The sequence below is a fragment of the Haloarchaeobius amylolyticus genome, assembly GCF_026616195.1.
In the GTDB taxonomy this organism is placed as follows: Archaea; Halobacteriota; Halobacteria; order Halobacteriales; family Natrialbaceae; genus Haloarchaeobius; species Haloarchaeobius amylolyticus.
Map to the genome: position 1 here is coordinate 355,504 of NZ_JANHDH010000002.1, position 25,408 is coordinate 380,911.

The 25,408-nt window shown below is 69.7% G+C and carries 25 protein-coding genes; 6 read left to right on the forward strand and 19 right to left on the reverse strand.

Annotated elements, in window-relative coordinates; all coding sequences use genetic code 11:
- Positions 1-5: 5 nt before the first annotated feature.
- Together NOV86_RS14170 and NOV86_RS14175 are read right to left on the reverse strand one after the other, a co-directional pair.
- Positions 6-818, reverse strand: coding sequence for a DsbA family protein (locus NOV86_RS14170; protein WP_267642217.1), 813 nt, complete (start codon positions 816-818; stop codon positions 6-8).
- Between the two features lie 129 nt (positions 819-947).
- Positions 948-1,841, reverse strand: a complete 894-nt coding sequence (locus tag NOV86_RS14175; RefSeq protein WP_267642218.1) for a ribonucleotide-diphosphate reductase subunit beta — start codon at positions 1,839-1,841, stop codon at positions 948-950.
- A 109-nt stretch (positions 1,842-1,950) separates the two neighbouring features.
- On the opposite strand from NOV86_RS14175, the gene NOV86_RS14180 reads away from it, so the two are divergent.
- A complete protein-coding gene (locus NOV86_RS14180) occupies positions 1,951-3,696 on the forward strand; it encodes a MutS-related protein (RefSeq protein ID WP_267642219.1) in 1,746 nt (581 codons plus the stop codon).
- 1 nt (position 3,697) lies between these two features.
- On the opposite strand, the gene NOV86_RS14185 is transcribed toward NOV86_RS14180, so the two are convergent.
- From NOV86_RS14185 to mutL, 9 genes are all read right to left on the reverse strand, one after another.
- Positions 3,698-3,934 carry a DUF8132 family protein gene (locus NOV86_RS14185; protein ID WP_267642220.1) on the reverse strand — a complete coding sequence of 79 codons (237 nt, stop codon included), beginning with the start codon at positions 3,932-3,934 and terminating at the stop codon, positions 3,698-3,700.
- 148 nt (positions 3,935-4,082) lie between these two features.
- Positions 4,083-4,553 carry an Hsp20/alpha crystallin family protein gene (locus NOV86_RS14190; RefSeq protein ID WP_267642221.1) on the reverse strand — a complete coding sequence of 157 codons (471 nt, stop codon included), beginning with the start codon at positions 4,551-4,553 and terminating at the stop codon, positions 4,083-4,085.
- A 223-nt stretch (positions 4,554-4,776) separates the two neighbouring features.
- Positions 4,777-5,763, reverse strand: coding sequence for an Hsp20/alpha crystallin family protein (locus NOV86_RS14195; RefSeq protein ID WP_267642222.1), 987 nt, complete (start codon positions 5,761-5,763; stop codon positions 4,777-4,779).
- Positions 5,764-5,871: 108 nt separating this feature from the next.
- On the reverse strand, positions 5,872-7,281 hold the full coding sequence (locus tag NOV86_RS14200; RefSeq protein ID WP_267642223.1) for a dihydrolipoyl dehydrogenase family protein: 1,410 nt from the start codon (positions 7,279-7,281) through the stop codon (positions 5,872-5,874).
- 58 nt (positions 7,282-7,339) lie between these two features.
- A complete protein-coding gene (locus NOV86_RS14205; protein ID WP_267642224.1) occupies positions 7,340-7,819 on the reverse strand; it encodes a universal stress protein in 480 nt (159 codons plus the stop codon).
- Between the two features lie 183 nt (positions 7,820-8,002).
- Positions 8,003-9,256, reverse strand: coding sequence for a hypothetical protein (locus NOV86_RS14210; protein WP_267642225.1), 1,254 nt, complete (start codon positions 9,254-9,256; stop codon positions 8,003-8,005).
- 121 nt (positions 9,257-9,377) lie between these two features.
- Positions 9,378-10,334 (reverse strand): bifunctional 2-dehydro-3-deoxygluconokinase/2-dehydro-3-deoxygalactonokinase, encoded by a 957-nt coding sequence (kdgK1, locus tag NOV86_RS14215; protein WP_267642226.1) that lies wholly within the window; start codon positions 10,332-10,334, stop codon positions 9,378-9,380.
- 84 nt (positions 10,335-10,418) lie between these two features.
- Complete coding sequence (gene rtcA / locus NOV86_RS14220) at positions 10,419-11,429, reverse strand: RNA 3'-terminal phosphate cyclase (RefSeq protein WP_267642227.1); 1,011 nt, start codon at positions 11,427-11,429, stop codon at positions 10,419-10,421.
- Positions 11,430-11,552: 123 nt separating this feature from the next.
- Positions 11,553-13,784 carry a DNA mismatch repair endonuclease MutL gene (gene mutL, locus NOV86_RS14225; RefSeq protein ID WP_267642228.1) on the reverse strand — a complete coding sequence of 744 codons (2,232 nt, stop codon included), beginning with the start codon at positions 13,782-13,784 and terminating at the stop codon, positions 11,553-11,555.
- A 238-nt stretch (positions 13,785-14,022) separates the two neighbouring features.
- Between mutL and NOV86_RS14230 the strand changes: the two genes are divergently transcribed.
- Positions 14,023-14,439: a PaaI family thioesterase gene (locus NOV86_RS14230; protein WP_267642229.1), complete on the forward strand. Its 417-nt coding sequence runs from the start codon at positions 14,023-14,025 to the stop codon at positions 14,437-14,439.
- A gap of 4 nt (positions 14,440-14,443) precedes the next feature.
- On the opposite strand, the gene mutS is transcribed toward NOV86_RS14230, so the two are convergent.
- Entirely contained in the window at positions 14,444-17,095 is a 2,652-nt protein-coding gene (gene mutS, locus NOV86_RS14235; protein ID WP_267642230.1) for a DNA mismatch repair protein MutS, read from the reverse strand.
- Between the two features lie 100 nt (positions 17,096-17,195).
- Here mutS and NOV86_RS14240 point away from each other — a divergent pair, with 100 nt between their 5' ends.
- Both NOV86_RS14240 and NOV86_RS14245 read left to right on the forward strand, forming a co-directional pair.
- A complete protein-coding gene (locus NOV86_RS14240) occupies positions 17,196-17,375 on the forward strand; it encodes a hypothetical protein (protein WP_267642232.1) in 180 nt (59 codons plus the stop codon).
- Positions 17,376-17,422: 47 nt separating this feature from the next.
- Complete coding sequence (locus NOV86_RS14245) at positions 17,423-17,983, forward strand: response regulator (protein ID WP_267642233.1); 561 nt, start codon at positions 17,423-17,425, stop codon at positions 17,981-17,983.
- 18 nt (positions 17,984-18,001) lie between these two features.
- Here NOV86_RS14245 and thiD read toward each other — a convergent pair whose 3' ends face one another.
- The 3 genes from thiD to NOV86_RS14260 all read right to left on the reverse strand — a co-directional run bounded on the left by thiD (position 18,002) and on the right by NOV86_RS14260 (position 21,190).
- A complete protein-coding gene (gene thiD / locus NOV86_RS14250) occupies positions 18,002-19,366 on the reverse strand; it encodes a bifunctional hydroxymethylpyrimidine kinase/phosphomethylpyrimidine kinase (RefSeq protein WP_267642234.1) in 1,365 nt (454 codons plus the stop codon).
- 45 nt (positions 19,367-19,411) lie between these two features.
- The gene (locus NOV86_RS14255; RefSeq protein ID WP_267642235.1) at positions 19,412-19,861 is read right to left on the reverse strand and encodes an ester cyclase; all 450 of its coding nucleotides are present in this window, start codon (positions 19,859-19,861) and stop codon (positions 19,412-19,414) included.
- 123 nt (positions 19,862-19,984) lie between these two features.
- On the reverse strand, positions 19,985-21,190 hold the full coding sequence (locus NOV86_RS14260; protein ID WP_267642236.1) for an MFS transporter: 1,206 nt from the start codon (positions 21,188-21,190) through the stop codon (positions 19,985-19,987).
- Positions 21,191-21,302: 112 nt separating this feature from the next.
- Here NOV86_RS14260 and NOV86_RS14265 point away from each other — a divergent pair, with 112 nt between their 5' ends.
- Entirely contained in the window at positions 21,303-21,533 is a 231-nt protein-coding gene (locus tag NOV86_RS14265) for a hypothetical protein (RefSeq protein ID WP_267642237.1), read from the forward strand.
- Between the two features lie 190 nt (positions 21,534-21,723).
- Positions 21,724-22,449 carry a 2-phosphosulfolactate phosphatase gene (locus NOV86_RS14270; protein ID WP_267642238.1) on the forward strand — a complete coding sequence of 242 codons (726 nt, stop codon included), beginning with the start codon at positions 21,724-21,726 and terminating at the stop codon, positions 22,447-22,449.
- Here NOV86_RS14270 and NOV86_RS14275 read toward each other — a convergent pair.
- The 4 genes from NOV86_RS14275 to NOV86_RS14290 are packed head-to-tail and all read right to left on the reverse strand — an operon-like array spanning position 22,446 to position 25,375.
- Entirely contained in the window at positions 22,446-23,501 is a 1,056-nt protein-coding gene (locus tag NOV86_RS14275; RefSeq protein ID WP_267642239.1) for an AIR synthase family protein, read from the reverse strand. The two genes, NOV86_RS14270 and NOV86_RS14275, sit on opposite strands and share 4 nt — an antisense overlap.
- Before the next feature lie 41 nt (positions 23,502-23,542).
- On the reverse strand, positions 23,543-24,589 hold the full coding sequence (locus NOV86_RS14280; protein ID WP_267642240.1) for a DUF7973 family transport facilitator: 1,047 nt from the start codon (positions 24,587-24,589) through the stop codon (positions 23,543-23,545).
- Positions 24,576-24,983 carry an arsenate-mycothiol transferase ArsC gene (locus NOV86_RS14285; protein ID WP_267642242.1) on the reverse strand — a complete coding sequence of 136 codons (408 nt, stop codon included), beginning with the start codon at positions 24,981-24,983 and terminating at the stop codon, positions 24,576-24,578. Before NOV86_RS14285 ends, NOV86_RS14280 begins: the two co-directional genes overlap by 14 nt.
- The gene (locus NOV86_RS14290) at positions 24,980-25,375 is read right to left on the reverse strand and encodes an ArsR/SmtB family transcription factor (protein ID WP_267642243.1); all 396 of its coding nucleotides are present in this window, start codon (positions 25,373-25,375) and stop codon (positions 24,980-24,982) included. The genes NOV86_RS14285 and NOV86_RS14290 overlap by 4 nt, the downstream gene beginning before the upstream one ends.
- Between the last annotated feature and the right edge of the window lie 33 nt (positions 25,376-25,408).

Below are 25,408 nucleotides of genomic sequence, written 5' to 3' on the forward strand. Positions count from 1 at the left end.
CGGAGTCAGGCGAGCATCGACCGGAGGACGCTCGCGAAGCGTTCGTAGGGCTGTGCGCCGGCGATCTGTCTCGTCTCCTCGTCGGCCTTGTCGTGCAGCAGGAACGAGGGTGTGACCGCGATACCGTGGGACTTCGCCCGCTCGACGTCGGCGCGGATGGTGTCCTTCACCGCCTGCTCCGACTCCGACAGGCACGTCTCGACGCCGTCCCGGGAGACGCCGTCGACGGATTCGGTTATCGAGAGCAGGTTCTCCCGGTTCGCCCAGCCGGAGTTCGGCTTCTCCTGGGCGGCGTACACCGCCTCGTGCCAGTCGAGGTACGTCCCCGGGTCGTCGTCCTTGACCCGCCGCCAGACGCACTTGCTGTGGGCCGCCGCCCGCCAGGAGGCCGAGCCGATGTTCGGGAGTTCGAGGTAGACGAGTCGGACCTGGCCGTCGGCGACGGGTCCCTCGACGAGCTTCGGGCGGGTGTTCTTCTCGAAACGCTTGCAGAACGGGCACTGGAAGTCGCTCCAGTAGTAGAGGTCGACGGGCGCGTCGGGGGCGCCCTGCACCGGGTTGCCCGCGAGGGAGGTGCCAAGCGGCGTCTCCTTCGTGCTGGCGCGGACGCGCGCCGGGTCGTCGCTGGCGGTTCCGCCACCGCCGCCACTGCCGCCGGTCGTCGTCACGTCGCCACCGCCCCCGGACTCGCCGGGGACACTCGACCCGAGCGCGGCACAGCCCGACAGCGCCGTGAGACCGGCGGCGCCGGCGGCACCGGCGAGTCTGAGGGCGTCACGTCGCGTCGCGCCGTCGCTGGAAGCGCGTCTCTCGCTCATCGAGTCCCGGTTCGGTCGCCGGGGTGAAAGGGGGTCGAGCGCTGTCGCTGGCCCGGCAGACGGCCGAAAGGATTATATTACAATTCTCGCCCCGTCGCCTCGTGCCCGTCGCCCGGCGGCGACACCGCCTCACTCGTCGATGCGCACCAGGTCCGACACGTCCGGGATGTCGGCCGAGGCCTCGGTTATCTGGCGCATGCGTTCGGTGTGCTTCTCGGCGGCGTAGGCGGCCAGCCCATCGGGCCCGATGCCGGGTGCGTCCTGGTTCGCCGCGCCCGAGACGACCTGCTGGGTGAGCATCGCGAGGTCGGTGGTCAGGTCGTAGAGGTCCTGCGGGTCGACCGCGCCCGACTCGACGAGGTCCTTCAGTTTCGCCATCCCGAAGCCGACGTGGCGGCCCTCGTCCGACCGGATCTTCGAGAACCCGTCGACCAGTCCCGGTAACTCCGGGACGCCCTCGGTCGTCCCGTCGAAGGTGTTCTGGACGCCGTAGTAACCGGTCTGGGCGAGGATGCCCTCGATGGTCAGGTGGTAGTGACAGTATGCCTCGGCACGGGTCCGTGGGGTGTCCTCGGAGAGCAGGCGGTGCATCGCCGCCTCGTTGCGCTCGAACAGCTCGACGTAGGCGTCGTTGTACCACTTCTGGTCGCGGGGGTCCGAGCGCGCGAGTCCCCGGCGGTCCTCCTCGGGGTGGACGACACCGGTCCAGTAGCGGTGGAAGAAGTCGGCGTGCTTGGCCTCCTCGTAGAGCTGTGTCGTCACGAACAGCTGGTCGTTCACGTCCCCGAGCACCACGCCCAGCGGCGAGAGGTCCTCCGTGACCGCCTCCTCGCCCGCGCCGAACAGCGCCAGCGTCGTGCGCAGGCGGGTGAACGTGTCGTCGTCGAGTGTCTGGATGCGCGCTCGGTCCACGTCGAGGTCGATGGCGCCGGGGTCCCAGTGTCGCTCGACCGCGTTCCGGTAGTACCGGTACGAGCGACTCTCGGTGTCGATGTGGCCGTCCGCGTCGAACGCCGTGGTCATGCTTGCAGGTTCGGGGGCCACCGGAAAAATCGTACCGGCGTTCATCGTGGAACCTCTTCGCCAGCCAACATCCGGGCACTTCATTGGGGACCGGCCCGTGGCGGCGCACATGCGACTGGACGACTACTGGGGAGTCGGGCCGAAGACCCGGGCACTCCTCGCCGACGAACTGGGCGAGGAACGGGCCATCCGGGCCATCGAGTCGGCCGACGTGCGGACGCTCACGCAGGCGGGGCTCTCGCGCGGCCGGGCCACCCGCATCCTCCGGCGGGCGACCGGCGGGGCAGGGATGGACGTACTCGCGACGAGCGACGCGCGCTCGGTCTACAAGGACCTCATCGACCTCGCGAGCAAGCACGCCGTCACCGAGGGCGCGGCCGACAGCATCCGGGTGCTGACGCCGCTGGCCACGAAGGAGGCGATGGAAGACCGACTCGACGACGTGACGACCGCGCAGGCGTCGTGGGAGCGCATCGACGAGGGCGACCGCGAGGCCGTCCTCGCCGCGTTCGAGCGCTACGACGAGGCCGGCGGCGGCGAGAAGCCGGCCGTCGAGGCCGCGATGGCGCTGCTCGACGCGGGCGTCACCGACGGGGTGTTCGAACCGCTGGCGGCGCTGGACCGCGAGGCCCTCGACGAGGCCGCGGAGGCACTCGGCGCCCTCGAAGACGGTCGGGTCGCCGCCGGGGCTGACGACCGGCTCGACCGCCTGCGGGACGCCCAGGCCGCCGTCGACACGATGGAGGCCAACGCCGAGTCGGTCATCGAACGGGTCCGCGACGGCGGCGCGCGCACGACCGACGAGTTCAGCGAGGCGTTCGTCGAGCACGTCCGGAGCGAGGCCCAGGTCGACCCGGGGCGCGTCCGCGACGCGGTGCCCGAGGACGCCCGGGACGTGACCGACTTCGTGAGCAGCACCCTGCGCAACCTCTCCTCGTCACTGCGCGAGGCGGCCGACGAACGCGAGCGCGAGGTCCGGGTCGACCTCCAGCACGCCATCAGCGACGCCCGCGAGGACGTCGACCGGGCGGTCGCGGCGGTCGACGACATCGCGCTCGACCTCTCGCTGGCCCGGTTCGCCACCGAGTTCGACCTCGTGGAGCCGACGTTCGTCGACGGCGAGGCCGCGGTCGCCGTCGCGGGCGCACGCAACCTCGACCTCGTGGCCCGCGGCGAATCGGTCCAGCCCATCCGGTACGCGCTCGGGCCGCACTCGCTGGGCGACCCGCCGGCCGGCGAGCGCGTCGCGGTCGTCACCGGGGCGAACTCCGGCGGGAAGACGACCCTCCTCGAAACCGTCTGCCAGGTCGTCCTGCTGGCGCACATGGGCCTGCCCGTCCCGGCCGAGCGCGCCGAGGTGGCGCTGTTCGACGACGTGGTGTTCCACCGCCGGCACGCCAGTTTCAACGCGGGCGTGCTCGAATCGACGCTCAAGTCGGTCGTGCCGCCCCTGACTGGCGACGGCCGGACGCTGATGCTCGTCGACGAGTTCGAGGCCATCACCGAACCGGGCAGTGCCGCGGACCTGCTGCACGGGCTGGTCACGCTGACGGTCGACCGCGACGCGCTGGGCGCGTTCGTCACGCACCTCGCGGACGACCTCGAACCGCTCCCGCCGGCGGCGCGGGTCGACGGTATCTTCGCCGAGGGACTCACCGCCGACCTCGAACTGGAGGTCGACTACCAGCCCCGGTTCGGCGAACTGGGCAAGTCCACCCCGGAGTTCATCGTGTCACGGCTGGTCGCGAACGCCAGCGACCGGGTCGAACGCACCGGGTTCGAGACGCTGGCCGCGGCTGTCGGTGACGAGCTGGTGCAGAAGACGCTGGCCGACGCGGAGTGGGCGCAGGACTAGCTCAGACCTTCTTGTTGCTCGGAATCACGCGTTCGTCCTGCTGGGACGCGGCGACGCGGCCGCTGAGTCCCCAGCCGAACAGGATGATGCCGCCGATGAAGATGGCCGTCGCGACCATGATGTACTCGAGTGGCGGCGTCGCGTAGCCGAAGAACGGTCCCTTCGCGACGTACCAGCCGGAGCTGAGTGTCACGAACAGTCCCAGCAGTTCGAGGATTCTCCCCAGTATCCTTCCCATATCACATCGTTCCAACGGCCACAAGGTTAAAGTTACTCGAAAAAATCACGCGGCTGGTTGGTGAAAATTACACCGAATGGTTTCTAAAAGGAACGGTTATTTCAACAGTACATGCGAGTGAACGCGTCTCTGGAGACGCGGATTCGACTTACTGGATGTCGATGCTGCGGCCCGACTCCTCGTCCATCGTCGCGAAGGGGAGGTGGACCTCGAGGACGCCGTTGCGGTACGAGGCGGTGATCTCGTCGGCGAGGATCTCGCGGGGGATGCGGACCTGTTCGCTCATGCGGCGCGAGCGGCGCATCCAGACGTTCTCGGCGGACTCGTCCTCCTCGCGCTCGGCGACGATGCGGAGCATGCCGTCGTCGTAGGTGCACGCGATGTCGGACTTCTCGAAGCCGGGGATGTCCATGACGAAGACGTACATCGTGTCCTCCTCGGTGAGCATCATGCCGGACTGCTCGAAGCCGCGCGAACCGACGTTGGCTCGGGTCGTGAGGTCCCCGCGTCGGGTCTCGAGTTCGGGTGTCATGCCGGCCCAGTTGCGGCGCATCTGGTCGAACATGCGGTCCATCTGGTCGAACATCGAGTTCATGTCGTCGAATCTCTTGAAGCTCATAGTACTCACCACACGTACCACCCATAAGGATATAAACATATGTGGATGGCTGTTAGCACGCTTCTTTCGCGTGGAAACGAAGGTCTGAGGGAATTCGTACTCGGTAGGGGACCTATCTGGCAGATGGGTCGTCCTGTCGCCCCGGGCGGCGCATCGCGTCGGCGGTCCCGGAACCAGTCAAAGAACAGGAACACCCGCTGGTGTCGTGTGTGCGGTCGACTCCTCAGTCGCGGATGGAGATGACCTGGGCGCTGCGGCCGTCGCGGCCGGCGATGGGCATGCGGACCTCGAGGATGCCGTTGCGGTACGACGCGCTGAAGCCGTCGACGTCGACGGGGCGCGGGACCGGGATGCGCTCGCTCACGCGGCGCGAGCGGCGCATCCAGACGTTCTCGGCGTCGCGGCTGCCCTCGCGGGAGGCGTCGACGTAGAAGACGCCGTCCTCGTAGGAGCACTCGATGTCACCGCGCTCGAAGCCGGGCAGTTCACAGATACAGACGTACTCGCCGTCGATCTCGCGGAGCTCGTAGCCGCGGCCCGCCTCGACCGGGGAGCCGGCGTAGTAGCCCGTCTCCTCGGACATGTACTCGCCCATGGGGCGCATCGCGGGGCGGTCCATCGGGCGGGGTGCGAAGCGTCGGTAGTAGTCGCCGCGGGACTCGCCGCGCGGTGCGTCCATCCCGCGGCCACGCGGGTAGTAGTCCTCGCTCATGCGGTAGTCGCCGCGCGGGTAGTAGTAGTCGCCGCGCGCGTAGAACTCGGGTCGGTAGTCGCCGCGGAACTCGCTGCGGGGGGAGTAGCTCTCACCGCGGGGGTAGTAGCTCTCGCCACGCGGGTAGTATCCCTCGCCGCGATAGTAGCTCTCGCCACGCGAGTAGTAGTCGCCCTCGCCGCGGTAGCCCTCCGACGGGTAGTAGTCGGGACGCCGGTAGTCACCGCGGTACTCGCCGCGTGGGTAGTAGTAGTCGTCCTCGTATCGCGGGCGCGACCCCTCGTAGCGTCGTCGCGGATAGGAGCGACCGGCTCGTCGGCCGTCCCATTCCTCGAAGAACCGCGGCACCTCGCCGCCGCGGCGGTCGCCCGCCGCGTAGTAGTCACCGCCCATGCGCTCGTCGCCGCGCATCGCGTCGTAGCCGCGACGCATCGGGGCGGGGAAGCGGGTCGGTCGGTCGTACGTGTAGTCCATGTCGGACGGAGTGTAGCTCGCCATGGGTACCACGATGTACGAACCATAAGAAGATAAATACATCTGCAGTCTGTGTAATGGTGCTTTAGAAGGCTGGAGAACACCACCGGGAATATAATGGTCTGATTTATATTATTTCTCGACCGCGGCCGCGGCCTCCCGGAACAGTCCGTCGAGGATCTCCGGCGTGGTCGGGTGGTACGCCCGGTCCGGTAGCTCGCGCACGTCGAGTTCCATCTCGACCGCGAGCTGGAGCGTCTTCGCCATCACGTCGGCGTGGTAGTGCAGCCCCTGGTAGCCGAGGACGGTCCCGTCGTCGGCGTCGACCACGAGCGAGGCCAGCCCCTCGGGCACGTCCTTCGTCTTGAACACGCCGTCGTCGCTGGCCTCGCGGGTGACGTGGACGAAGTCGAGGCCGGCCTCCTCCGCGGAGGACTTCGAGTGCCCCACGCGGGCGAAGGGGTAGACCCCCAGCCCGGAGAAGATGACGTGGTGGTGGACGTTCTCGTACTCGGTGATGTCCTCCTCGTCACCGCGGGCGTGGGCGAGGATGTTGTCCGCGGCGGTGAACCCCTGCTCTTTCGCGACGTGGAGGATGGGCTCCTTCCCGTTCACGTCGCCGACCACGAAGACGTGGTCGTCCTCGCGGGCCTGCATGGTGTCGCGGACCCAGCCTTCCTCGGGGTCCAGGCTGGTGTTCTGCAGCCCGAGGCGGTCGAGGTTCGGCTTGCGACCGGTAAAGAGGAACAGTTCGTCGGCCTCGACGACCGTCTCCTCGCCGTCCTCGTCGAGATAGAGGCGGACCCCGCCGTCCTCGGTGGGTTCGAGGCGCTGCTCGTAGGCGTGGCGGCGCACGTCGATGTCCCAGTTCTCCTCGTAGATGTCGAGTGCGGCGTCGCCGAAGGGCGCATCGGCCTCGTCGATGGGCCGGGCGTCGTGCTCGACCACGGTCAGGGAGGTCCCGCCGGCCTCGGCGATGTACGGGACGAGTTCCATCCCGATGTAGCCAAAGCCCATGACGATGCCCGAGTCGGGGAACTCGGTCCGGTCGAGGACGTCCGCGCTCGTCGAGAAGTCGACCGAGTCGATGCCCGGCAGGTCCGGGACATTCACGGACGACCCCGTCGCGACCACGACGTAGTCCGGTTCGATGGTCTCGCCGCCGACCGCGATGACCCGGTCGTCGACGAACTCGGCGGTGTCGTGGATGAACTCGACGTTCTCGCGCTCGGCGAGGTCGTGGATGGACTCGCGGCGGTGGCCGGCCCACGAGAGGGTGTGTTCGTTCTTGCGCTCGACCACGGCCTCCAGGTCGACGTCGGGGAGGTCGCCCACCAGCCGGTCGTCGTGTCGTGCCTGGAACCGGTGGGCGCCCGCGGAGAGGACCTCCTTCGAGGGCATACAGCCCCGGAGGATGCAGAGCCCACCACCCGGCTCGCCGTCGTCGACGAGGGTCAACTCGATACCGGGTTCGTCGGCCAGCTCGCCGGCGACCGCGGCGCCGGCACTCCCGTACGCGCCGATGATAGCGACGTGTGTCATCGTCCGGGACTGCGACAGCCACGGGGAAAGCGGTTGTCCCCGATTGCGTCGGCGACGCCTAATCGAACAGTCGGGAGCGTTCGGCCACCTGGTCGATGGCGCTTGGCTCTGCCTTCCGGACGATGTACACGTCGTAGCGGTCGTCGGCTGCGATGGTGCTGCCGACGCTCCGGAGCGACGTGACCAGTCTGCCGGCGTCGTCGCTCCCGACGAACACCACGGAGGCGCCGACCTCCCGGGCCTTGTTGCGGACCTTCGAGGCGATGGTCCCAGGCGAGGCGTACTGGTCGGTCAGGACGTACTCGAACCGGGCCTCGGGGGCGAGGTCCCGGACGTCCGCACGGATCTGTGTCACGACCGTCTCGACGTCGAACGCCTCGTCCGCCGCGAGCCACCCGTGCTTGCGCGCGTAGCGCGAATCGTGCGGCACGACCGTCACCACCACCACGTTCACGTCCATCAACTCCCCCAGCGCGACGGCCCGGTCGAGCGCGGTCCGTGCCAGTTCCCCACCGTCGTACGGTACCACGAACGTCATACCTGTCTGTCGGCCGTACTGGGTATTAAACGAACTGCCCACGCGAGGGGTGGCGGGGACCGAGCACGAAACGGGGGATTCGCCTGGAGGGCGAGCGATGCGAGGAATCGGGAACCGGGAACCGGGAATCGTCAGCGGGGTGGCTGTCGATGGACTGCCTATCGACGGGCTGGCTGTCGGTGCTCAGCCCTGGATGCGCGCGACGCCAACGAGGGCCGCGATGGCGAGGCTGGCGACACCGAGGCCGAAGCCGGGCGAGCCGCCACTGGCGCCGGCGTCGTCGTCCGAGCCGTCACCGGCCGTCGTCGAATCCCCGGCGGTCGTTCCGTCGTCGGTGGCGTCACCGTCGCCGCCGGTGGTGTCGGCCGTGGTCGTCGCCGCGCCGCCGTCGCCCGCGCCGGACATCGTCACGGTCCGGGTCGAGAAGTGGTTGACCGCGACGTAGACCTTCGCGTCGGCGTCGGCCTGGGCGCTGCTGGTCTGCTCGACCATGTACTTCGAGGTCGCGCCGTCGTCCGCAGCGGCCCGCAACTCGCTGAAGGCGCTTGCCTTCGCGGCGGCCTCGCCGTCGACCGTGACGGAGAGGTTCTCGACGCTGCCGACGGCCTGCTCGCGGACGTGGGTCACGACGACCTTGCCCTCGTGGGCCTCGCGCTCGACGGTCAGCCGGACCTCGTTCTCGGCCTCCTGGCTCGTCTCGACCGTCGTGTTCTGGCTGTAGGTCACCGTGTCGACGACGGTCTCGCCGTCCTGCTCGGTGACGTAGACCTCGGCGGCGGCCTCACCGTCGGCGATGAGCGTCGCGGTCTGCGCCTCCTGCTGGCTGCGCTCCTCGCCGGCGGACCGGAAGACGAGCCGGGCGTCCTCGCCCAACTTCGCCGTCACGTCGCCCTCCTCGTCGACGGCGACGCGCCCGTCACCGACCACGATGAACGAGCCAGTCGTCCCGTTCTCGGTGGTCACGGTGACGCGACTGTCGCTCTGCTGGTCGGCGGTCGCGCCGGCGGCGACGTCCGCGTCGACGACCTGGGACTGCTCGGCCGCCGTGACGACGAGCGTCCCGTCGTCGTTGTCGTGGGCGGTCAGTTCCGCGCCGCTCTGGGTCCGGACGTCGGCCTGCGTCGTCGACTCGGCGGCGACCGAGAGGCCGGCCGCGTCGAGTTCGGTGACGGTCTGCAGGTCGAGGTCACCGTCGAGGCCGACGCCGAGCCCCTCCTTGACCTGCGACTCGGACTGGACCTGGACGGACTCGACCATCGTGTGGCCGTTCACCGTGTAGTTCGCGACCGCGTCCGACTGCGCCTGGAACGTGACGTGCGCTCCGGCGTAGGTACTCGTCTCGGGTGTTGTACTCGTCGCTGCGGTCGCGCCGGCGGCCGAGGCCGGGACCGACGCGACAACCATCAGCATCGCGAACAGTACTGGTATCCGTTTCATCGCATCCCCTGCTTTCCCCCGTCCGGTAGAGAACCTGTAGCCAAATCGACTAGGGTTGTCGTGTACGCTCCATACACGACTACGGGGCGGAATCGAAAGAAGACGGCGGGCGAGGGCGGTGCTATCGTGAGATAGCGCCGGAACTCTCGTTGATGACCGCCTCGACCTCGCGCTTCGTGACCGTCGCCACGTCGCCGGGGATGGTCCGCTTGAGCGCGGCGGTGGCGGTCGCGTACTCCAGCGCGCGCGGGACGTCGTCGCCGGAGAGCCGGCGGGCGAGGAACGCGCCGGTGAAGGAGTCGCCCGAGCCGATGGGGTCGTGGGTCTCCGTCTCGAAGGCCTCCTGCTCGTGGATGACGTTGTCGTTCCAGGCGAGCGCGCCGTTGGCGCCCCGGGTGACGACGACCGTCTTGAAGTCGAACTCGCTGGCGAGGTGGTGGGCGAGCTGGGCCGGCTGCCCGTCGTAGTCCAGCACCGTCGTCGCGTCCTTCATCCCGATGATGAGCACGTCGATGAGCTGGAACAGCGTCGTCAGCGTCTTGCGGGCCTCCTCGGGGCTCCAGAGCTTCGCGCGGTAGTTCACGTCGAAGGCGGTCATGGTCCCCGCCTGCTTGGCGGCCTGGAGCAGGTTCGCGGTCGTGTCCCGGGCCGTGTTCGACAGCGCGGGCGTGATGCCCGTGGTGAAGAAGGCGCTGGCGTCACGGATGCGGTCGACGTTGAACTCCTGGGCCTCGGCCTGCGAGATGACCGAATCCGCGCGGTCGTAGACGACGTTCGTCCCGCGGGGCTTGCCCGCCTGCTCGAGGTAGTACGTGCCGACGCGGCCCTCGTCGGCCCAGACCACGTCGACGTCGATGTCGTGCTTGCGGACGCCACTCGCCACCCGGCGGCCCGGCGGTGTGTCCGGGAGCTTCGACATCCAGGAGGCGACCGCGCCGAGGCGCTCCGCCGCGATGGCCGTGTTCGACTCCGCGCCGGCGGCGTGGACCTCCAGCGAGTCGGTCGTCTCGATGCGCTCCTGTCCCGGTGGGGAGAGTCGCAGCATCGTCTCGCCGAAGGTTACGAGGTCGTCGCTCATAGCTGTCCGCGGGGCACCTCCGCCTGCTCGCTCTCGTTAATCATACCTGCGTGAACGGACGGGTTCGGTATAAGTGTCCCCTCCTCAGCCGGAAAGAATTGCACCGTCGTCGTCCAGTTCGACGGACACGTCGCGGTCGAAGGCGGCCATCACCGCGCAGTTCGTCTCGACGTGGTCGGTGACGGCGGGGATGCGGACCGCGCCGCCGGCCAGCGCGAGGGGGAGCACCAGCTGGTCCGCGAGGTACTCGTCGACGGTGGCGCGCCCGGCGTGGAAGTCGGCGGCCGCGTCGGCGGCCTCCTGCCCGACCTCCTCGGCCGGTTTGCCGGGCTCGCCGAGCGCGTCGAACCCGGCCATCGTCCCCCCGTAGTCGAGGCGCACGCAGACCGCGGTCCCGGTACTGGGCGAGTCGGCGGTCCGGACAACGCGCTCTGTGACCGATGCGTCCGTCTCCGCGAGGAAGCCAGGCACCGCCGCATCCGCCTGCCGGGCCGCCACGTCCGCGTCCGTCAGGTCCGCCGACTCGGTCGAGTACACCCGGACCGCCCGGAACTCGCCGCGGTCCAGCAGTCGGATCGGTTCCAGCGAGGAGGGCGCGAGGTGCAGCGTCGCCTCGCCGCCGCCGCGGGGGTAGAACCCCGGGCGTGCCTCCTCGACCGCGGCGACCAGACCGAACCTGCGCAGCAGGGGGAGCTTGACGTGCCGGTAGTACGCCATCGAGGGCGACCACTTCACGTCGGTCCCGCCGGAGACCGTCACCGAGAGGTGGCCGTCGATGGCCGTCGCCAGCGGGAGCAGCGTCTCGAAGACCAGCGTGACGCTCCCGGCGGTCCCGACCGAGACCTCGTAGTGGCCGGGCCGGGGTGCCGTCGGCTCGAACACCAGTCGCTCGCTCCCCTCGCTGGCGCCCTCGGTCGTCGCGTCACAGACCGCCGCGATGGCCTCGACGCCGGCGAGGTGCTGTGGCTTCAGGCCGGGGTTCGGGCGCGACCCGCGGACGTTCTCGATGGTGACGGGGTCGCCCGTGAGTGCCGACAGGGTCAGCGCCGACCGGAGGATCTGGCCGCCGCCGGCCGCGCCGTCTATCACTCGCACGGTCGGCTCCCCCCGGTGTGGCCGCTGGCTGTCGCTGTCGTGGTCGGCATACCCGGGAGGTTCCCGGCGAACGGTGGTAAATGGTGTGCAGGGGTGGTCTGGGATGACACCCTCGGCAGCCGGTCAGCGCTCGCGGCGCCCGCCGTGGCCGGGGTAGTCCCGCTCGAAGCGGTTCTCGATCTCCTCGCTCCCGAACTGGACCACGGTCGGTCGGCCGTGGGGGCAGGCCCAGGGGTTCTCGCAGGCGTCGAGTTCGGTGAGCAGGTCGACGACCGACCCCTCCGTCAGGGAGGTGTTCCCCGTGATGGAGGGGTAGCACGCGAGGTCGGCGATGAAGGCGTCCGCCAGCTCCGCGACCGTCTCGGAGCCGTCGGCCTCCTCGGCGACGAAGCCGGCCAGTACGTCGCGCACGTCCTCGGGGTCGAGGGTCTTGCGGAAGACCGCCGGGACCGCGGTGACGGTCACGGTCCGGTCGCCGCTCCGTTCGGCCTGGAAGCCGAGGCGGGCCAGCGCGTCCTTGTAGTCCGGGAAGGCCGCGGCCTCGCCCGCCGTGAGCTCCAGCTCGACCGGGGCGGCGAGCGCCTGGGCGGTCGCGCCGTCGGCGAAGGTCTCCTGCAGGCGCTCGTAGTTCACGCGCTCGTCGGCGGCGTGCTGGTCGACGAGGACGAGGCCGTCCGGCCCCTCGGCGACGAGGTACGTCTCGCGGTACTGCCCGAGCACGTCGAGGCTGGGCAGCGTCTCGTACTCGCCGCGGTCGGTGGCGTCCTCGCCGGAGAGGGTGGTCTGGGTCTGTTCGCCGGAGAACTTGCGGCTGCGCTCGGAACCGGACCCGGAACCGGTGGCGGCGCTCCCGGCAGGCGACTCCTCGGAGGGCGTGTCGGCCGACTCCAGCGACCCGCCCGTGGGTCCGAAGTCGCCCAGCGCCTCGTGGTCGGGTCGGGAGACGGTCTCGCGGCGCTCGCCAGCGTTGGCGGTCGACGGCGGTTCCTCGGTCTCGGCGTCGGCTGGGGCCTCGTCCTCGGCCCCGGCGGCTGTCCCGGCTGCCTGCTCTCCGGTGCCTGTCCCGTCCTCCCGCTCTTCGGGCGGCAGCCAGCCCTCGTCGGCGTAGCGGTCCTCCGCAGTCTCGGTTGCGTCTGCCGCCCCTGCGGCGGTCGCCGGGCTGGCGTCGTCGTCGTGTGCCTGTTCGTCACCAGCAGTCGTCGTCTCGCTGCTGGGCTCCGCGGATTCGTCGACGGAATCCGGGTCTTCGCCCGCCCCCGACGCACCCCCGGCTTCGGGTCGAACCTCGGCCTCGGGCGCCTTCGACTTCCCGCGAGGCGCCGACGACCGGAGCAGGCCGGCGTCGAGCAGTGCGTCCTCAACCGCGTCGCGGACCTGCCGGCGGACGCCCGCCTCGTCGGAGAACCGGACCTCCATCTTGCGCGGGTGGACGTTGACGTCGACCTCGCCGGCGGGCATCTCCAGGAACAGCACCACGAAGGGGTACCGGTCCGACGCCAACTGCCCGCCGTAGGCGTCCAGCACCGCGTCCCGGACGAGTTTCGAGGTGACGTACCGGCCGTTGATGAACGTCGAGACGTACTCGCGGGTGCTGCGGGTCGTCTCCGGGTGCGAGACCAGCCCGGACACCGACTCCAGGGGCGTGTCTCGCGGGTCTTCCGCGCCCGCCGCGTCGACGGGTTGCATCGCCTTCGCGACCTCCTTCCCGTAGACGTTCATGACGGTCGACCGCAGGTTGCCCTGCCCCGTGGTCGCGAACACCTCGCGACCGTCGTGCTCCAGCGTCACCGCCACGTCCGGGTTCGCGAGGGCGTACCGGGTCACCACGCGGTTGACGTGGCTGAACTCGGTGGCGCGGGTCTTCAGGTACTTCCGGCGTGCCGGGGTGTTGTAGAACAGGTCGGTGACCTCGATGGTGGTGCCCTCGGGACAACCCGCCGGCCTGACCGCCTCGACCTCGCCGCCCTCGTAGACGAGTTCCGTCCCGTCGCTCCCACCCCGGGGTTTCGTCCGGATGGTCGTCCGCGACACCGCCCCGATGGTGTGCAGCGCCTCCCCGCGGAACCCGAGCGTTCCCACACCGGATTCGAGGTCCTCGATGTCACGTATCTTGCTCGTCGTGTGCTCCTGGACCGCCTTCCGGACGTCCGCCTCCGACATCCCGACGCCATCGTCCGAGACGACGATACCCTCGGTCCCGCCTTCCTCGACCGCCACCGTGATGCGCGAGGCGTCGGCGTCGAGGCTGTTCTCGACGAGTTCCTTCACGACGGACGCCGGGCGCTCGACGACCTCGCCCGCGGCGATCCGGTCGATGGTCTTCGAGTCGAGTCGCTGGATGTCGGTGTCCGGCATGGTTGCTGACGACACTGTTCGACTGGAAGCGCAAAAACGTGCCGTGCTCGCGACGGTTCAAGTACCATGCCGCGGCCAGCCACGACACGCTCTGAGAATCGCCGCGCGTCGGTCGAGGCGGGTGTGGACCACGCCGTCGCGCGCTCTCCCACGTGGTCCCTGCTCGCCATGGTCGCGACCGGTGCCTACCGGTGGGTCGCTCCAGAAGTATCATGTACTGTCCATGTGTGGGGATGCCATGGACGTTCTCGAACGTTTCAACGAGCGGTACCCGTTCGGCGAGCACCTCGGCGTCGAGATCACCCACGTCGAGGAGGGCTACGTCGAGGGGAAGATCGAACTCGAAGACCACCACTCGCTCTCGGACACGACGCGGCTGGCCCACGGCGGCGTGGCGTTCGGACTGGCCGATTCACTCTCGGCGGCCGCGCTGGCCTCGGTCGAGGGGAACCCGGGGCCGACGCTCGACGTGCGCATCGACTACATGCGACCGGCGACCGGCGACATCTACGGGAAGGCCGAGGTCGCCCGGTACGGCAGCGACACCGGGGTCGTCGAGGTCGAACTCCTCGACGAGGACGACCGCCGGCTCGGGACGACCCGCGGTGTCTACAAGACCAACCTGGTGGAAGAACAGAACCCGTTCGTCGGGTAGTCGGCTAGCGGTCGGCGTCGTCCAGACGCTCCTGCCACTCCTGCACCTTGCCCATCAGCTCCACCGGTGAGGTGTGGCTCACGTCGAGGTCGTCCAGCTCCGAGAGGACCGCCTCCATCTCCGGGTCGAGTGCCGGCTCCGAGCCACCCGACTCCTCGTCCGGTACCGACCCGCCGTCGGCAGTGGTCATGCTGCCGCTCCCGAGGTCGAAGACGACCTGCTGGGTGCCGCTGTCGCCGCCCGAGGAGCCACCCTTCGCCTCGATGGCCTTCTCCTGTCTGAGCCGGTCCAGCACGTCGCGCGCCCGGTCCACGACCGGTCCCGGCACACCGGCTAAATCGGCGACGTGGATCCCGTAGGAGCGGTCGGTCGGGCCCTCGCGCACCGTCCGGAGGAACGTCACGTCGCCGTCGCGCTCGTCGGCCGCGATGTGGACGTTGACCACGCGGTCGAGGTGGTCGGCCAGCGCCGTCAGCTCGTGGTAGTGCGTCGCGAAGAGCGTCTTCGCCCGCACCTCGTTGTGCAGGTACTCGGTAGCGGCCCAGGCGATGGAGATTCCGTCGTAGGTGGCGGTCCCGCGGCCGACCTCGTCGAGGATGACGAGGGAATCTTCGGTCGCGGAGTGCAGGATGTTCGAGAGCTCCTGCATCTCGACCATGAACGTCGACCGACCCTGGGCGAGTTCGTCGAGCGCGCCGACCCGCGTGAAGATGCCGTCGACCAGCCCCACCGTGGCCTCCGTCGCCGGGACGAAGCTCCCGACCTGCGCGAGCAGGACGATGAGTGCGTTCTGGCGCATGAACGTCGACTTCCCGCTCATGTTCGGGCCCGTCACGATGGTGAAGGTGCTATCCTCGTCCATCCGGCAGTCGTTCGGGACGAACTGGACGGTCTGCTCGACCACCGGGTGGCGCCCCTGCGAGATGTCGAGCGCCCGGTCTTCGACCAGTTCCGGCTGCGTCCAGTCGTTGGTGACGGCGTGGGTCGCGAGGCTCTGGAGCGCGTCGACCCGGGCGACGGTCCGACCCACGTCCTGGAGGAGTTCGGCGTGCCGGGCGACGCGCTCGCGTAGCTCCTCGAACAGCGCGTACTCGAAGTCGCCGCGTTGCTCCTCGAGTTGCAGCAGGTCGCGCTCCTTCTCGGCGAGTTCGTCGGTCGTGAACCGCTTCGAGTTCTTCAGCGTCTTCACGTGCTCGAAGTGCTCTGGCACCTGGTCGGCGACCGACTTGCCGACCTGCACGTAGTAGCCGTCGGTCTTGTTCCGGTCGACCGTGACGTGGCTCAGACCGTACTCGCGTTTCACCCGGTCGGCGAGCGTGTCGAAGTACTCCTGGACCGCCTCGTGGCGTTCGATGAGGTCGTCCAGTTCGTCGTCGTAGCCACGCTTGAACAGCCCACCCTGGGTGACGGTCTTCGGCGGGTCCTCGGCGAGCGCCTCGACGAGCTCCTCGCGCAGGTCGGCCGCGGCCTCGCGGTCGGGCCGGTCGACGATCGCTGCGAGGGGAGACGAGGACAGCGCGGGCGAGGACTCGATGGCCTCGGCGAGTGCGGGGAGGACCGCAAGCGTCTCCCGGATGCGCAGCAGGTCGGTCGCGTCCGCGCTCCCACTCGCCGTCTTCGAGGCGAGGCGTTCGAGGTCGTAGGCGTCGTCGAGCACGTCGCGCAGCTCCTCGCGGCCGAGTGCGCCCGAGGCGAGCGCGGCCACCGACGCCTGTCGCTCCTCCAGCACCGACAGGTCCTGTCGCGGGCGCTGGAGCCACTCCTTGAGCAGGCGGCCGCCCGGACTCGTCACCGTGTGGTCGATGGTGTCGAACAGGCTCCCGGCCCGGTCGCCGTGCATCGTCTCGGTGAGCTCGAGGTTGCGCTGGGTCGTCGCGTCGAGTTCGACGTGGTCGCCGCCGTGGTAGGGCTGGACGCGGGTCATCGACGCGAGCACGCCCGTCCCTGTCTCGGCGACGTAGTCGAGGACCGCACCACCGGCTCGCACCGCGAGGTCGGTCACGCCGAGGCTGTCGAACGTCTCTGCCCCGAAGTGCTCGCGGGCGGTGTGGGTCGCCTGCCCGGGGGCGAAGGCGTCGGCGTCGTAGCTGGTCACGGTCGCGTCGGTCCGGTCGCGGACGCGGTCGCAGAACTCGGCGTCGTCCCGCAGGTCCGGACCCGGAAGCACCTCGGCGGGCGAGAACCGGTACAGTTCGGTGAGGGCGGCCTCTGCCGTCTCGACGCTCGCCACGAGGAAGCGCCCCGTCGTCACGTCGGCGAAGGCCAGCCCGTACTCGTCGCCGTCGCGGACCACCGCGGCGAGGTACTGCGCGTCGTCTCGGCTCGTCTCCAGCAGGGTGCCGGGGGTGACGACGCGCTCGATCTCCCGGTAGATGTTGCCGTTCTCCTCGCGCTGGTCGGCGACGGCCACCCGGTAGCCGCGTTCGACCAGTGCCTTCAGGTACGGTGTGAGGTCCTTCAGCGGGACGCCGGCCATCGGGTACGAGGAGCCGTGGCTCGACTTCTGGCTCACCTTCAGGTCGAGTTCGGCCGCGACGAGTTCGGCGTCGTCGGCGAAGAACTCGTAGAAGTCACCGCATTGCATCGCCAGCACGTCGGCGTCGGTCTCCTCCTTGAGCGCGAGGAACTCGCCGACGATACCCGTCGCCTCTGTCATGGGTTGTACTGGTCGGCAGGCGCGGTAAAACCCTGCGGGTTCGGCCCGCGGGCCCGTGGTTGCCGAAGGAACTTTGCCACCGTGGGGCGGGCATGTCAGTATGGCAACCGACCCGAACCGACTCGTCAGGGCGCTCGTCTACGCCGTCTTCGGGTTCCTGGTGACCCTCGCGGTGGGTGTCGCGTTCCGGGTCGAGATGGGAATCGTCCTCCTGCAGAGCGCCGCCGTCGCCCTCTCGATGGTCCTCGTGACGTTCCTGCTGGCGACGGCGAAGCTCTGAGTCCCCCGCCGCGAGAACTATTCGGCTACAGAGCGTATCGTGTACGTATGGGAGCAGATGGAGCGAGCGTCCTCGTGGTCGACGACGAGGAGGCGGTGGCCGACGCCTACGCGTTGCGACTGTCCGAGTGGTACGAGACCGAGGTCGCGTACAGCGGTTCGACCGCACTTGAGCTCGCCGAGGACTACGACGTCGTCGTCCTCGACCGGCGGATGCCGGACATGTCCGGCGACGAGGTCCTCGCGGAGCTCCGGGCACGCGACGCGCCGTGTCGCGTCATCATGGTGACGGCGGTCGACCCCGTCACCGACATCATCGACCTGGGATTCGACGACTACCTCTGCAAACCGGTCGACAGCGAGACGCTCCGCGCCGCCATCGACTGCCAGCTCGACCTGGCCGAGTACGACGAGTCGGTCCGGTCGCTGCTCGCGCTGGTGGCGACGCTGGACCTGCTCGAATCGACGTTCTCCCGGCTCGAACTGGAACGCGAGGAAGCCTACCTCGACGCCCGCGAGCGATGTGACGAGCTCCGGCGCGACCTCGACTCCGAGGTCGCCGACCTCGACGACCTCGTGGCGGCGGTCGAGGCCATCGACCGCGACTGACCCGTCGTCCTCCGGAGGCTACTCCCGGTCGATCGTGTCTGCGAGCGCCAGCACTCGCTCTCGGAGTTCTGCCGGGCTCTCGGCGACGACCTTGCACATCGGCTCCTTCCCGTGGGCGCCGTGGTCGAGGACGGCCACCGGCTGCGGGCCGTCGCCCCCGAACGCCTGCCTGGCGCCCCACTGCATCGTGCTGCCCTCCACGTCGGGCGCGGGCTGGGCGTCGCGGTCGTACGCCGCGGTCGGCCAGTCGAGCGCGTCGAGCGCCGTCTCCACGTCGTCGCCGAGTCGGCAGTTGACGGCGAACCGGAGCGCCGGGGCCGCCTCCCGGGCCGCGAGCAGGAAGCGCGCGACGTGACTGGAGGCACCGAAGCGGACGCCGCCGTTCGGCCGGACGCCGCCGTGAAGCCGGGTGATACGGCCGTCGACCGCGGCGACCTCGTCGGTCGTCTCGGCGAACGGGAGGGCGCCGACGACGTTCATCCCGACCTCGGGCACGAGTGCCGACGCGTCGGCCGCGACGAGTTCGTCGACGACCGCCTCGACCGCCGAGAGCGTCTCCCGGGCGGCGGCCTCGTTCCGCACGCCGACCATGTGGTGGACGGCGCCGGCCCCCTCGCCCACGTCGAGGTAGTACCGGATGGCGCGCTCGACGAACGAGATGGCGTCACGGACCGCCGACTCGGTGTCCGTGCCGCGGGCGAGGTTCGCGGTGATGGCGGCCGAGAGCGTGCAGCCGGACCCGTGGGTCGCTGCGTCCCGGATGCGCCCGTGTCTGATGGTCGCAACGCCGTCTTCGGTCACCAGCACGTCGAGCGTGCCGTCGGTCTCGAGGTGGCCGCCGGTGACGAGTGCGGCGTCGGCGCCCATGTCGACGAGGGCCTCGCCCGCATCTCGGGCGGTCTGCTCGTCGGTCGGGTCGATGCCGGTCAGGACGGCCGCCTCGTCCGTGTTCGGGGTCACGACCGCGGCGCTCTGGACGAGTTCCTCGTAGGCCACCTCGGCCCCCTCGCTGAGCAGGCGGTCCCCCGAGGTCGCGACCATCACGGGGTCGACGACGACCGGAACGTCGGTGTCCGCGAGCCGGTCTGCGACGGCCCGCACGACGGGTTCGGTGCCGAGCATGCCCGTCTTCGCCGCCCCGACGGCGAAGTCGTCGAAGACGGCGTCGAGTTGTGCGGTCACGTCGGCGGGGTCGAGGACGGTGCTGGCGGTGACGCCGCGGGTGTGCTGGGCGGTCACGCTCGTGACGGCGCTCGTCGCGAACACGTCGTGGGCCGCCATGGTCTGGATGTCGGCCTGGATGCCCGCGCCGCCGCCGGAGTCGCTGCCGGCGATGGTGAGCCCGACCGGGTAGCCGGTCGGAACTGGCTGTCGCTGGTTCATACACGTGTGGTACAACCCTGTGATAAAAGTCGTTGGCGGTCCGGCCTAGTCGTCGAACGAGAACTCGTACCCCAGCTGGGTCAGCAGGTCGAACAGGTCGAACCAGCCGAAGCTCTCGACGATGGTCTCGTCCTCGAAGCGGTTGATCCAGAAGCCGCTGGTCGCGAACGACTCACCCGTCGGCTCGAAGCCCCAGAAGTTGCCCTCGTGGGTGCCCGCGAAGGTCAGCCAGGTGAACGTCCAGTCGCCGCTGGCGGTGAACGACTGCGCCTCGATGGCGAAGTCCGGGAACGCCGTGAAGTAGTCCTCGAGCATCGCCTCGAACTGGTCGTAGCCGGTCGCGTAGTCGCCGCTCCAGCCGTAGGGTATCTCGGTCTCGAGGTCGTCGGCGAAGTAGTCCTCGAAGCCTGTGAGGTCCTGGTCGTTGATGCCGTCGACGACCGCGCGGATGATCTCGCTGTACCGGTCGATGAGTTTGGTGTCGTTGGTGGCCATTGAAAATCCCCAGTCGTACGATACGCCGACAGAGAATATATGGATTCTCTAGGGATTATTGTCGATAGCTCGTTTCTGCGAGGTTAGCGGGTTACTGGGTGGTTTATGGAGTTGACAGAGGAGTTACTCTCTCGGAACCGGCGCCTCCCACAGCCACACCAGCACCGACCCGACCGCCAGCACGCCGCCACCGACCGCCAGCGCGAACAGGGGCGAGACCACGTCCGAGAGGGCACCGCTGCCGAGCTGGAACGGGACGACGGTCACCGCGCTCACCATCGCCATCGCGCTGAGGATGGTCGCGCGCCCGGTCGACTCGATGCGGTCGTTGACGTACTGGCTGGCGAGGGTCCGGGTCGTGTCCGCGATGCCGCGGGCGAGCAGGAGCACCGGGAGCGCGAGCACCGGCACGAGCCACATCCCGATCAGCGCCGCGCCGACCCCGACGGGGAGCACGAGGAACCACGTCCGGAGCCCGACGCGCTCCTCGATGGCGCCGGCGTTGTAGCTCAGGGCGGCCCCGACGAGGCTGATGCCGGCGTAGTACCAGCCGAGCGCCTGCTCGACCTGGCTCTGCTGGAGGCCGAGGTCGAGCGTGACCGTCTCGAAGATGGGCTGGACGAAGATGAACACGAGGTAGAGCACGGCCGCGAACAGGACGTAGTAGTAGAGGACGAACGCGCGGAGTCGCCTGCGCGTGAGTGCGCCGCGGATGATGCCGAGGGCGCGCCGGACCGAGAGCACGTCACCCCCCGCGCCCTCGACCGTCTCGGGTTCTGGCATCGAGAGCAGGACGGGGATGCCGACCGCGGTGAGGCCCGCAGCGACCCAGAAGGGGTATCGAAGGTCGATACTCCCGAGGTAGCCCCCCGCCACCGCACCGACGACGCCGACCAGCAGGGCCATCGACTCCCCGCGGCCGCGGACCTCGGCGAAGGCGTCCTCGGTGAGTTCGACCGTCAGCGTGTCGTACAGCCACGCGTCCTCGCTGCCGGAGCGGAAGGTGTACCCGAGCGACCAGAGCGCGTACAGGCCGAGGAACGCGGGGAACGTCTCCGCGAAGCCCAGCCCCACCAGCGTCGCCGCGATGACCGCGGTCCCCAGCAGGAGGCTGTTCCGCCGGCCCACCCGGTCGCCGACGTAGCCCGTCGGGACCTCGCCGAGGACGGTCGTGACGTTGTAGACCGCCTCCAGCGCCGCGATCTGCGTGAAGTTCAGCCCTTGCGAGAGGAAGTACAGGTACATCACGGGGCGGTAGAACTCGACCGCCTTCGTGGCCTTGTACAGGTAGTACCGGACCACGCTCGACCCGGGGAGCGACGGGACCATCGACAGAACCGTCTCGCGTCGGCAGGTGATGGTTTACGGTTCACGGGCGTATCGCAGGAGATTCGCCCCGACCGGCCAGCGCGTTGAAGCCACTCCACCGCGAGTCACGCTCGTGGACACGAAGACCAAGTTGCTCCTCCCGGGCGTCGCCCTCGGCCTCGTCGCCTTCGTCCAGGTCGTCCGGCACGTCTGGGCGCTCTCTCGGCGCGTCCCGCAGGCCGCGGTGACGGCGAACCGGGCCGTCCTCGTCGAGTGGGCGGTCTGGGTCGCCGTGCTGGGGAGTACGTTCCTCGTGCTGGCGTGGGTCCTGACACAGCTCCGAGCGGTCCGCGCCGACCAGTGAGCCCGAGGGTTCAAACCGGAAGCCGGGGCCAGTCCCGGTATCACCTGACGACTGCCCCGCGGCGGCCTGCGGTTGCGCGGCGACCCGCCGACGGGACCGCGACCGCCGCCTGTTCGCAATCGACGACGCGCCTGTCAACGTACCTGAGCCTCGGGACACGCTCATTAGGGTCGGCTCCCAGAGAACGCTCGTGATAGGTGGCAGCACCGAGTGGGGCGACTACCTGACGGACCGACTGCTCGAACGAATCGAGGACCTTCCTGCGGCCCCCGACCCGGGACACTACGTCGTCGTCGACGTGATGCACTTCTCGACCACGGTCGTGGAACTGCTCGCGAACGGCGCCGAGTACGTCCACGTGACCGCGGAACGTGGCGACGAGTTCGCCTTCCGCGAGACCTACCCCGACGCACGCATCGGCGGCGGCTCGACCCCCGACTACGAGCCGACCGAGGGCTACGACTTCTTCAACTCGCCGAGCTACGTCCAGGGCATCGACGTGGCGGGGCGGCCGGTCGCGATGACCTCCTCGAACGGTGGCCGGGCCATCGACCGACTGCTCGACGCCGACGGCGCCAGCGTCTACGTCGGCTCGACGACGAACGCGGCCGCGCTCGGCCAGCACCTCCGCGAGGTCGACGGCCCGGTCCACCTCGTCGCGGCCGGGAAGGACGGCGAGCCCGCGACCGAGGACACCATCGGGGCGCTCCTCATCGGCCGCCACATGGCCGGGCTCCCCCTCGAACCCGTCGAGGAAGCGCTCTTCCGCGAGCAACTGGAGTACGCGAAAGGCCCGAACTATCCCGACAAGAACGAGATCCGAAGCAGCGACGTGCGCGACTACGCGATGTCGCTGTCGACCCGCGACGTGGTCCCGCGACTCGACGGCCGCCGGCTGGTCGACCTGGCGAGCTAGTCCCGGGATTCGTCGTCGTCCGAGCCGTCATCCGTTGCTGCAGCCTCGGCCAGCTCTGCGTAGGCCCGCCACGCCGGGTCCTCCTCGGGGTGGTCGAGGCGTTCGCCGTCGACGCTGACACCTGCGCCGTCGGTGATTCGCCCAGCGTCGGCGACGGGTGTCCCACGTTCGCGCAGTGCCGCGAGCACGTCGTCGACGCCCTCGGGACGAACCGCGACGAGGAGCGTCCCGGAGGTGGTCGACGCCCAGGGGTCCATGTCGAGCGCGGCGCAGACCGCGCGAACGTCGTCGCCCACCGGGACCGCGTCGGGGTCGAAGTCGATGCCGACGCCGGCGGTCTCGGCGAGTTCGACCAGCGCGCCGTGGAGGCCGCACTCGGTCGCGTCGTGCATCGCGGTGACCGGTCCCGAGGCCGCCGCGACCAGCGCGTCTCGGACGTGGCCCGTCTCGGGCAGGCGGTCCGCGAGGGCGTCGAGGTCCGCGTCCGTCCCGGCGTCGCGGAGCTGGTCCGGGTAGAGGTTCGCGAACAGCGCCGTGGCCTCGACCGCGGGCCCGTGCGTGACGAGGAGGTGGTCGCCCGGCCGGGCACCGTCTGGCCGGATCACGTCGTCGTGGTCCCCGACACCGAGCACGGTCGCGCCGCCGACCCACGGGAACGAGCAGCCGTGGTAGCGCGCGGTGTGCCCGGTCAGGACCGCGGTCCCGAGGTCGTCGAGTTCGTCGTGCATCGTCGTCCAGACCGCCGCGAACTCCTCGTCGGTCATCGCCGGCGGCAGGGTGAACTCGATGGCGAGGTGGCTCGGCGGGATGCCGGAGACGGCCACGTCCGCGAGGACGACGCCGAGGGCGAACCGGGCCGCACGGTCCCAGCCGAGGTCCGGGAGGATGGAGATGGGGTCCGTGGCGGTCACGACCGCGGTCCCGCCCGCGTCCAGCACGCCGAAGTCGACGCCGTGGCGGGGGCCGAGCGCCACGTCCGCGCGCTCGGCGCCGAGGTTGGGGTAGATGTGCTGGTCGAAGAACTCGCGGTCGATCTTCCCACGGTCGGTCATTGCCCGGTGTTACCGGGCGGTCGTCAAAAGGGGTAGCGGTCTCAGCCCAGCCAGGCCGGGTCCGGAAGGACGTTCGGGTCGCCGAGCACGCCGGTCGCGGCGAGCAGGCTGACCGCCAGCGTGGTCACGACGATGCTCGCCGCGGGCGGGTCGAGGTGGGTGTCGGCGTGGGCGTACAGCACGCGCTGGCTCACCTCGCCGGCGAGCGCGCCGAACAGGCCGGCGCCCGCACCCAGCAGGATGGCCTGCCAGAGCGGGAGCGCCGCCGCGAGTGCGCCGGGGGTCGCTGCGCCGCCAGCCGCCGCCACGACCGCGAACCCGGCGGGGAGCGTCATGTGGTGGGTGACCGGCACCTGGTCGACACCGGCGTTGACGTACACGAGGAGCAGGACGCTCACGCCGAAGCCGAGGAAGACGCTCGCCGTCAGGTAGGTGAGGTACGCGCCGAGCACACCGAAGGCCAGGCCGAACAGCGAGACGCCCGCCCACTCGTACTGGTAGGGGAGCCACGGTTCGACGGCGTGACGCGTCTCGCCACCGTCGGTGACGAACCGCTTCTCGTCGCGCTCGAAGGGGGTCATATCGAGGAATCCCCGCCTCGTCCCGAGAAGCGAGTAGCCGAAGACGGCACGATGGAGCAGCGCCGACGCGACCACGCCGAAGGCGACCGGGTCCCAGGGCATCGCGAGCGCGGAGACCGTCTTCAGCAGGTGGCCGGCGACCCCGAAGGCGCCGCCGACGAGCAGCACGTCGACCCTCGTCCCGAGGCCACGCGTGACGTTCTTCGCCTCGTGGTAGTCGAAGTCGGTGTCGACGTAGCCCTGCTTCGCGGCGTAGGCGACCGCGGCCGCGCCGCCGCCGAAACTGACGTGGGGCCCGAACACCGGCCCGAAGGCGAGGCTGCCGGTCAGTACCAGCTCAGGTGCGCCGGTCGCGAGCGTCTCACGCCCGAGGTCGTACAGCTCGCCGACGACCACGAGGACGCCCGTGACGGTGAACGCGGGGAGGGCGCCGACCGCCGCGCCGAACACGCCACCGGCGAACGCCGCCAGCAGCAGTTCGAGCGCCCAGAGGTCACCGACTGCCATCGTCGAGTTCGTCGAACAGTGCTGTCACGCGCGACGCGATCTCGTCGCGAATCTCCGCGACTGCTTCCGGCGACTTCCCGTCGGGGTCGGTGAGGTCCCAGTCGCGCACGTCGACGTCGGTGTTCAGCGAGAGGGTCGAGCAGCCCATCGTCGCCACCACGTCGCAGGATTCGAGTTCCTCGTCGGACACCTCGCGCGGCGTCCGGTCCGAGATGTCGATGCCGAGCTCCTGCATCGAGTCGACGACCTCCTCGTGGACGTGTTCGGCGGGGAGGGTCCCACCCGTCACGATGTCCCAGTCGAGGCCGCGTTCGTCGCGCTCGCGCTCGGCGAAGGCGGTCGCCATCTGGCTGCGCCCGGCGTTCTGCACGCAGACGAACCCGAGCGTCGTCATCGGTCCACCTCCGGCTCGTCGACGGCGGCGAGCAGCGCCTCGGCGCGGTCCGTCGTCCGGTAGTACCGCCACTTGCCCTCCTTGCGGCGGGCGACGAGGCCGGCACCTGTCAGGTCCGAGAGCGCGTGGCTGATGGCGCTCTCGCTCACGTCCAGCAGCGGGTCGAACTCGCAGACGCAGAGTTCGCCGTCGGCCGCCGCCAGCAGGCGCACGATGCGGTAGCGCGTCTCGTTCGCGAGCGCGCCGAAGACCCCGACGTCGTCGTCGCCCCGGTCGAGGGCGGCCTCGGTCCGGAGGTCGTCCAGTTCGGCGACGCGGGCGGCCACGTCGGTGTCACAGCACTCGCCAGCCTGGTCGGCGATGAGGCGCTCCAGGCGCTCGGTCTGAGCCATATCTGAACGATTCAGCAATCGTTCGGATAAACG

What these genes read in the sequence shown, in the direction of transcription:
- mutL (WP_267642228.1), bottom strand. Translation starts at nt 13,784, where the DNA reads ATGCCGGACACCGACATCCAGCGACTCGACTCGAAGACCATCGACCGG.
- mutS (WP_267642230.1), bottom strand. Translation starts at nt 17,095, where the DNA reads ATGACAGAGGCGACGGGTATCGTCGGCGAGTTCCTCGCGCTCAAGGAG.
- NOV86_RS14255 (WP_267642235.1), bottom strand. Translation starts at nt 19,861, where the DNA reads ATGGCCACCAACGACACCAAACTCATCGACCGGTACAGCGAGATCATC.
- NOV86_RS14190 (WP_267642221.1), bottom strand. Translation starts at nt 4,553, where the DNA reads ATGAGCTTCAAGAGATTCGACGACATGAACTCGATGTTCGACCAGATG.
- NOV86_RS14185 (WP_267642220.1), bottom strand. Translation starts at nt 3,934, where the DNA reads ATGGGAAGGATACTGGGGAGAATCCTCGAACTGCTGGGACTGTTCGTG.
- NOV86_RS14280 (WP_267642240.1), bottom strand. Translation starts at nt 24,589, where the DNA reads ATGGCAGTCGGTGACCTCTGGGCGCTCGAACTGCTGCTGGCGGCGTTC.
- NOV86_RS14170 (WP_267642217.1), bottom strand. Translation starts at nt 818, where the DNA reads ATGAGCGAGAGACGCGCTTCCAGCGACGGCGCGACGCGACGTGACGCC.
- NOV86_RS14210 (WP_267642225.1), bottom strand. Translation starts at nt 9,256, where the DNA reads ATGAAACGGATACCAGTACTGTTCGCGATGCTGATGGTTGTCGCGTCG.
- NOV86_RS14230 (WP_267642229.1), top strand. Translation starts at nt 14,023, where the DNA reads ATGGACGTTCTCGAACGTTTCAACGAGCGGTACCCGTTCGGCGAGCAC.
- NOV86_RS14175 (WP_267642218.1), bottom strand. Translation starts at nt 1,841, where the DNA reads ATGACCACGGCGTTCGACGCGGACGGCCACATCGACACCGAGAGTCGC.
- kdgK1 (WP_267642226.1), bottom strand. Translation starts at nt 10,334, where the DNA reads ATGAGCGACGACCTCGTAACCTTCGGCGAGACGATGCTGCGACTCTCC.
- NOV86_RS14275 (WP_267642239.1), bottom strand. Translation starts at nt 23,501, where the DNA reads ATGACCGACCGTGGGAAGATCGACCGCGAGTTCTTCGACCAGCACATC.
- NOV86_RS14180 (WP_267642219.1), top strand. Translation starts at nt 1,951, where the DNA reads ATGCGACTGGACGACTACTGGGGAGTCGGGCCGAAGACCCGGGCACTC.
- NOV86_RS14290 (WP_267642243.1), bottom strand. Translation starts at nt 25,375, where the DNA reads ATGGCTCAGACCGAGCGCCTGGAGCGCCTCATCGCCGACCAGGCTGGC.
- NOV86_RS14240 (WP_267642232.1), top strand. Translation starts at nt 17,196, where the DNA reads ATGGCAACCGACCCGAACCGACTCGTCAGGGCGCTCGTCTACGCCGTC.
- NOV86_RS14285 (WP_267642242.1), bottom strand. Translation starts at nt 24,983, where the DNA reads ATGACGACGCTCGGGTTCGTCTGCGTGCAGAACGCCGGGCGCAGCCAG.
- NOV86_RS14245 (WP_267642233.1), top strand. Translation starts at nt 17,423, where the DNA reads ATGGGAGCAGATGGAGCGAGCGTCCTCGTGGTCGACGACGAGGAGGCG.
- NOV86_RS14200 (WP_267642223.1), bottom strand. Translation starts at nt 7,281, where the DNA reads ATGACACACGTCGCTATCATCGGCGCGTACGGGAGTGCCGGCGCCGCG.
- NOV86_RS14205 (WP_267642224.1), bottom strand. Translation starts at nt 7,819, where the DNA reads ATGACGTTCGTGGTACCGTACGACGGTGGGGAACTGGCACGGACCGCG.
- NOV86_RS14195 (WP_267642222.1), bottom strand. Translation starts at nt 5,763, where the DNA reads ATGGCGAGCTACACTCCGTCCGACATGGACTACACGTACGACCGACCG.
- thiD (WP_267642234.1), bottom strand. Translation starts at nt 19,366, where the DNA reads ATGAACCAGCGACAGCCAGTTCCGACCGGCTACCCGGTCGGGCTCACC.
- NOV86_RS14260 (WP_267642236.1), bottom strand. Translation starts at nt 21,190, where the DNA reads ATGGTCCCGTCGCTCCCCGGGTCGAGCGTGGTCCGGTACTACCTGTAC.